This is a genomic window from Nodosilinea sp. AN01ver1 (assembly GCF_050565655.1).
Lineage (GTDB): Bacteria > Cyanobacteriota > Cyanobacteriia > Phormidesmidales > Phormidesmidaceae > Nodosilinea.
Window position 1 is genome coordinate 25445 of record NZ_JBNXVS010000056.1, and the last position, 7124, is coordinate 32568.

Sequence of the window (7124 nt, forward strand, 5' to 3'; positions counted from 1 at the left end):
ACGATGAGCCAAGCCACGCCCATTCGAATTTTGATTGCGGATGATCACGCTATTTTTCGGCAAGGATTAGCCACGATCATTAACCGTGACCCAGAGATGCAGGTGATTGCCCAAGCCGAAAATGGGGAACAAGCGATCGCGCTATTTGGGGAACACCAGCCGGATATCACGCTGATGGATTTGCGAATGCCCGAATTCAATGGCGTGGAAGCGATCGGCGCAATTTGTGCTGCTGCTAAATCGGCTCGCATTATTGTACTGACTACGTACGATAGTGACGAAGATATTTACCGGGGATTGCAGGCAGGCGCAAAAGGATACCTGTTGAAAGAAACTGAACCGGATGAGCTTCTGAATGCCATTCGTACCGTTCATCGGGGTCAGAAGTACATTCCGCCCGATGTGGGAGCAAAGTTGGTACAACGGCTCAGCAATCCAGAACTGAGTGAACGAGAAATGGCGGTACTCCGTTCGCTAGCCCAGGGAATGAGTAACGCCGATATTGCAGCTGCTTTGAGCATCGGTGAAGGCACGGTTAAATCTCATGTCAATCGGATTTTGAATAAGCTAGATGTCAGCGATCGCACCCAGGCTGTGATTGTTGCCGTTAAGCGCGGCATTGTCAGTTTGTAAGATGTACTTTCGATCAAATTCGGAGTCTAACTTAAGTTAGAGCCAGCCTTCTACTCTGCGATGGCACGGTTAATCTATCAATTTGCACTGTAAAAAAGTTAACTTGCTGTAGGCGACAGCTTGAAGGCGACCGCCTATATTGAATTTATGCAAACAGTCATGCAAATGGATCGAGCAAGTCAATTGCACGGTTCTATGCTTGATGCAAATTTAAAAAGATGAGCGACGATCGTAACCAAAGTTCTTTACTTATACCACCTTCAACTCAAGATTGGATTCAAGGTATTCTGAGTGCCAAGGTCGTACTGGTGATATATGGAGATTATCAAGACCCTAGAAGTGCAGACGTTTACAAGCTGATCAAAGCGATCAAACGAGAGCTTAGCGCTACTTTTGGAGAAGATTATTTATGCTTCATCCTCCGTCATTTTCCACAAACACAGATTCACCCCCATGCTCAGCGGGCAGCCCAGGCAGCCGAAGCCGCCGCCGCCCAGGGACAGTTTTGGTTAATGAGCGATGCCTTATTTGACCATCAACAAAGGTTGGAGAACGGTTATCTTATCGAGTACGCCAATGATTTGGGGCTTGACATGCCTCAATTTCTTCAAGAGTTGTCTAAAGAAGTGCATGTCGATCGCATCCATGAAGACATCGAAGGCGGAATACAGAGCGGAGTAACGACTTCTCCAGCCCTGTTTATTAATGGAATTCGGTATATCGGGCACTGGAACATGACAGAGTTGATGGCAGCCGTGATTGCTGCAAGTCGTTAAGCTCCCTAATCCATAATCCTGATTTATATCTGACTTGTTGGTTAGTGCTAGTCAGCGATCGCATGCGCGATCGCTAGTTTTTGCCTGATTTGTTGAAAAACTTGCCAAGTTTTGAACCATGCTAACAACTACAACGCCAACCGTTGAAGCCAATTACAAAGGCTTAACGCATACCCGATTGCAGCGAGTACTTGACTATATTCAGACTCACCTCGATCGAGAATTATCACTGGCTGAACTTGCAGACGTGATCAACGTTAGTTCGACTTATTTTGCGAGTTTGTTTAAACAAACAATGGGGATTTCGCCCCATCAATACGTGATTAAACAGCGCGTAGAACGAGCAAAAGTAATGTTGAAGAAGACGGATTTTGCGATCGCAGACATCGCTCTACAAGTCGGCTTCTCCAGCCAAAGCCATCTGACCCAACAATTTAAGCGCATTACGGGAATGACCCCAAAACAGATTCGCTAACCTCCAAGCACTCCATCAGTCACCAGTCAAGGAGACAAAAATGAAGTTCAAAGCAATTCAAGGACATCAGGGAATCGGAATGGAAGTGAAAGACGCGACTTACGTGGAGGCCGCCCGGTGGGGTAAGCATCGGGGGTGGCGGTATGTTCTGGGATTAGTAGTCATCTTTTTTGTGGGGCTGGTGGTCGGCGGCATCGCCACCCCTCGCATCGCGTTTCTGTTTGGCGGTCAGGAGGGGCTTGCGGCAGTCAATCGGCTGGATTACGCCGCGTTCGGTCCCGTGGGGGGCTTCGTTGCGGTCACGGCAATTTTTCCATTCTTCCTCGCGGGAATCCTGACCGCCGTCACCCTCGTTCACCATCGCCACCCCCGAACGCTGGTCACAGCGCGGGAAAAGATTAGCTGGCGGCGTGTCGGTCAGGGGTTTGTGGCTTGGTTCGTGCCATTCTGGCTGATCGCTGGACTGGGACAGTACTTCTTCTATCCCGACACCTTTTCCTTTAGCTTCGACCTCGCAACGTTCGCGCTCTTTGTCCCGCTGGCGCTGATTTTCACTGCGATCCAGACCACTACAGAGGAGCTTTTCTTTCGTGGATACATCGTGCAGGGCGCGAGCATTGTTTGGACGAACCGCGTGTTTCTGGCGCTGGTGCCAGCCACGATCTTCGCCCTGGCGCACCTGCTCAACCCGGAGGCAAGCGCGGGTGGCTGGCTCACGGTCTTCTTCAACTACTTCCTCGTTCCGGGGCTGGTGTGGACTGTGGTTTCGTTGATTGACGGAACCACCGAACTCGCCATCGGCGCACACTTCGCGAACAACATCGGCGGCAGTCTCTTGGTGGGCGTAGCCGGAAGCGCCGTGAACGCACCGGCTCTGTTCACAATCAGCAAGTTCCACGCGACCTACACGGCGCTATCGATGCTGGTTGTCGTACCCGTGTTTCTGGCGATCGCCTACAAAGTATTCAAACGCGATAGGGCATCCGAACCCGTTTTCCAGGGCGAACCGTGATCTTTGCCCTCGCTCACGGCATCAACATTGTCTTTTCCGCAGCCGTAGTGACGGGTCTTGCCACTGTCGAAATCTTCCGCCGCAGCGGATCGATCTGGACTGTCGTTATTGTTCATGTCGTTTGCAACTTGCCCACAATTCCGGTGATGGTAGCTGCTGGCATGAGGGGATAGAACAGCTCGGAGTTTGATTCTATGTCGAAGATCAATCTTGATTGAAACAAGAAAAGGACGAGTTGGTTGAGAGATGGCTCTGTCAAAGCATCCACTTGAATAAAGGAGAGATTCTGATGTCCAAGAAAAATAAAGCCATCTTAGAAGAGATGAACGAGGCGATCGCTGAAGGCAATCAGGAGGCAGATATGGAGTATATGAAAGCTGCGGTACTGACCGCTTTTGGTAGCGCTGAGGTGTTTGAATTTCAAACCATACCGAAGCCAGTTCCAAAAGCGACCCAAGTTCTGGTAAAAGTATACGCAACCTCGCTCAATCCCCTTGATTATCAAACTCGTCGAGGTGACTACAAAGATTTAGTTCGTCTCCCTGCAATTATTGGAGTTGACATTTCGGGTGTGATTGAAGCGATTGGAGAGGCAGTCACTCATTTTCAGATTGGAGATGAGGTTTACTACTCACCTCAGATTTTTGGCGAGTTTGGTAGTTATGCTCAATACCATGTTGCAGAGGAAAGCATTGTTGCAGTTAAGCCGACTAATTTGACCCATGTTGAGGCAGCTTGCTTGCCGTTGGCAGGAGGAACCGCTTGGGACTGCCTTATGGTCAGAGGGAATTTACAAGTCGGTGAAACAGTTTTAATTCATGCTGGAGCGGGTGGAGTCGGTTCGATCGCCATTCAACTGGCGAAAGCAATGGGTGCTTATGTATATACAACATGCAGTGCAGAAAACTTTGATTTCGTTAAGAAGCTGGGTGCAGATTATCCCATCGACTACAAGCATGAAAATTATATTGAAGTGATTGGACGAGAAACGAATGGTCAGGGTGTTGATTTAGTTTTAGACACAGTTGGAGGAGACACGATTGGACGTAGCTCAGAGGTAATTCGTCCATTTGGGAAATTGGTCACAATTGTCGATACTGCAACCCCTCAAACACTGCTTGATGCCTGGGGTAAAAACTTGACAATTCACTTCGTTTTCAGCCCCCAGTATAGAGACAAATTGGACGCACTAAGGAACCTGATTGAACGCGACCAGATTCGACCCGTCATTGATTCAGTTCTGCCCTGGAGTGACATCGTTCAAGCTCATCAACGTTTAGAACAGGGAAGAATGCGAGGCAAGATTGTTCTGCAATTGACTGAGTGATAAAAACGCGCTGCTATTTTTCTCTGTTCTGATGCTACGAGCTACATCATCGGTTACTCAAGACACTTTAGATAGATAGAACTGGAAGTATTTAATCATGCTCAAAGAGCAAACTGTGGACGGACAAGCAAATTTACAAGCAACTACCCATCTGACACCAGCCCAGGAGTCTTTTCAAGCACTTTGGGAAGAGCATTTACAGTACGAGTTTGGCACTCACAGTACTGAAGACGCCCTCGCTACGATGATTGAAGATGCTTACGTTAACCACATCCCGGTAATGATTGGAGGAGTTGGAAAACCAGCACTGCGCGAGTTTTATTCCAAATACCTCATTCCGCAGATTCCACCCGATCTCGAGCTAATTCCGATTTCGCGCACGATCGGAACGGATCAACTCGTCGATGAAATGGTGGCTACGTTCACTCATACGATCCAGATGAACTGGATGCTACCTGGCGTTACTCCAACTGAAAAACGAGTTGAAGTGCCAGTAGTTGCGATTATTCGGTTTCGTGACGGCAAACTAGCCCACGAACACATTTACTGGCATCAGGCAAGTGTATTGGTTCAAGTCGGCTTACTCAATCCGGGTACGCTTCCCGCCGTGGGCGTTGACAGTGCGCGTAAGGCGATCAATCCCAACTTACCTTCAAACACACTAATCGATCGCGACTCAGTGTAGGAGCTAGCAAACATCAATACCCAAACTCGGCTCCTACAACCAGAATCGTTATTCATCCTGGCTATAGATCGAGGCGCTTCTTGTTGCTGGGTCCTACACGTATGGCTGCCCATTGAGTTTTGACGCAAGTAACATAACCATTCACCACAATCTGAAGCAGCAACAGAACTAAGGTTGTAGCTTCGTCCACAACGTCAACTAAGAATGGATCGTAAAAAATGAGTATTCAGCAATTAATCACCCCTGAAAAGCACGACTTAGGTGGGTTTAGCGTACAGCGCATCTTGCCGAGTGAAACCCTAAAAATGGTTGGACCTTTCATCTTTTTTGATCACTTAGGCCCAGCTATTTTCCCGGCTGGAAAAGGCGTCGATGTTAGACCCCATCCCCACATCAATTTAGCGACGGTTACCTATCTATTTGAAGGAAGCCTTCTGCATAGGGATAGCCTAGGTACAGTACAAGAGATTTTTCCCGGCGAGGTGAACTGGATGACAGCGGGCAGAGGTATTGTCCATTCTGAGCGATCGCCCGAGAGCTTTAGAGAGAAAGAATCTACGCTTCACGGCATTCAAACCTGGATTGCCCTCCCCGCAAGCGCTGAAGAAGTTGAACCTAGCTTTTCCCATTATCCGGCGACTGATTTACCGAGGTGGATTCAAACAGGCACCAGCGCGACCTTGATCGCTGGTAGCTACCAGTCTCACCAATCGCCCGTTAAAACCTACTCTGCTACGCTTTACCTGGCGCTCGCTTTCACAGAAGGTAGTCAATTTCAGCTAGCGCCAACAGAAGGTTTAGACAGGGCTATTTATAGCGTCACATCCGGCCTGTTCGTAAATGGAGAGCCTTTAGAGCCCTATCGTCTAGCCGTTTTAGCGCCGGATGAATCAGTAGATATCAGTGCAGGGGCTGAGGCAAAAGCAATGATCATCGGCGGGGCACCAGTGGGCGATCGCACCAAGTACTGGAACTTTGTGTCGAGTCGCTCAGCGCGTATCGAGCAGGCAAAACGAGATTGGCAAGACCGCCGCTTTCCGGCGGTTCCCGATGAAACTGAATTCATTCCGCTCCCCGATGATTCAGATCACGTAGTAGCGCAACCCCTCTGAGTTAACGTCCCATTCTGCCCTTGGCTCCCAAAAACTGTCTGAAGTGTTGATAAATATAAGTATGAAAAAAACATTTTGGCTGTGGATAGTGGTTGGCATACTGGGTGCCCTACTGGCTCAGCCAGGCGCGATCGCCCAAACGACCCAAATTATTCTGTTTGACGGGCCTGACTTTAGCGGTGAACAGCGATCGTTTTCCTTTGGGGTGCGTAATTTAGGCAACCAGGGCTTTAACGATCGCGCCGAATCAATGGTTGTGGTCTCGGGCACCTGGCAAGTCTGCTCCGACTTTGGCTCCCGAGGCAACTGCAAAACCTTTAGCCCCGGTAACTACTCGTCGTTGGGTTCCTTTGGGCTAGCCAATGCCATTACTTCCTTTCAGCCCGAGACCACCACTACACCGTCGGTCGGTGGCGGCGCTAGCCCCCGCATTACCGTCTATTCAGACTCTGGCTTTAGCGGTAACAATACCGTCTTTACCACTTCCATTAACAATCTCATTCCTCGCGGGCTCAACGACACCATTTCGTCGCTTCAAATCGATGGCGGCAACTGGCAGTTGTGCGCCGACGTAAACTACCGGGGCAGGTGCCAAACCTTAGGCCCCGGCAGCTACAGCAACCTCAGCGCCCTGGGGCTGCAAGACACCATCAGCTCAATGCAGCTAGTCAGCAGCGATAGCTCGGGCAGCAGTGGGTCTAGCGGTAGCTTGATCACGGTGTACCTCGACGTTAACTACGGTGGTAGCAGCATCACGGTGGCTGACTCGATCGACAACCTGATCCCTCGGGGGCTCAACGATCAGATCTCCTCGGTGCGCATTCAAAGCGGCACCTGGCGACTGTGTTCAGACGTCGGCTATCGAGGCAACTGCCGTACCCTAGGCACCGGCAGCTACAGCGACCTGAGTGGTCTAGGCTTGCAAGACAACATCAGCTCGATTCAGCGCATCCAGTGATCGCGATTGCTGGAGACTGGCTGGTTGACTGACAAAACTAATCAGCGCCATAGCAGTACGTGTGTATTTTGAACTCGATTCGATAGGTGCGCTGCTCATGCTGTTTCCGAGACGCCATAGCGGGTTCAGGATCGCGGTTATGAGTG

9 protein-coding genes are annotated in these 7124 nt (G+C 49.8%); all 9 read left to right on the forward strand.

Going from position 1 to position 7124, the window contains the following annotated elements:
- Window positions 1-3: 3 nt before the first annotated feature.
- A complete protein-coding gene (locus ACQ4N7_RS26585; RefSeq protein WP_430714458.1) occupies window positions 4-633 on the forward strand; it encodes a response regulator in 630 nt (209 codons plus the stop codon).
- Window positions 634-851: 218 nt separating this feature from the next.
- Window positions 852-1409: a DsbA family protein gene (locus ACQ4N7_RS26590; protein ID WP_430714459.1), complete on the forward strand. Its 558-nt coding sequence runs from the start codon at window positions 852-854 to the stop codon at window positions 1407-1409.
- Window positions 1410-1527: 118 nt separating this feature from the next.
- Entirely contained in the window at window positions 1528-1884 is a 357-nt protein-coding gene (locus tag ACQ4N7_RS26595) for an AraC family transcriptional regulator (RefSeq protein ID WP_430714460.1), read from the forward strand.
- A gap of 40 nt (window positions 1885-1924) precedes the next feature.
- Window positions 1925-2896: a CPBP family intramembrane glutamic endopeptidase gene (locus tag ACQ4N7_RS26600; protein WP_430714461.1), complete on the forward strand. Its 972-nt coding sequence runs from the start codon at window positions 1925-1927 to the stop codon at window positions 2894-2896.
- Between the two features lie 47 nt (window positions 2897-2943).
- A complete protein-coding gene (locus ACQ4N7_RS26605; protein WP_430714465.1) occupies window positions 2944-3069 on the forward strand; it encodes a hypothetical protein in 126 nt (41 codons plus the stop codon).
- Between the two features lie 188 nt (window positions 3070-3257).
- On the forward strand, window positions 3258-4223 hold the full coding sequence (locus tag ACQ4N7_RS26610; protein WP_430714466.1) for a zinc-dependent alcohol dehydrogenase family protein: 966 nt from the start codon (window positions 3258-3260) through the stop codon (window positions 4221-4223).
- Window positions 4224-4320: 97 nt separating this feature from the next.
- Entirely contained in the window at window positions 4321-4908 is a 588-nt protein-coding gene (locus ACQ4N7_RS26615) for a nuclear transport factor 2 family protein (protein WP_430714462.1), read from the forward strand.
- Between the two features lie 218 nt (window positions 4909-5126).
- Window positions 5127-6020, forward strand: coding sequence for a pirin family protein (locus ACQ4N7_RS26620; protein ID WP_430714463.1), 894 nt, complete (start codon window positions 5127-5129; stop codon window positions 6018-6020).
- Between the two features lie 61 nt (window positions 6021-6081).
- Complete coding sequence (locus ACQ4N7_RS26625) at window positions 6082-6978, forward strand: beta/gamma crystallin-related protein (RefSeq protein ID WP_430714464.1); 897 nt, start codon at window positions 6082-6084, stop codon at window positions 6976-6978.
- Window positions 6979-7124 lie beyond the last annotated feature (146 nt).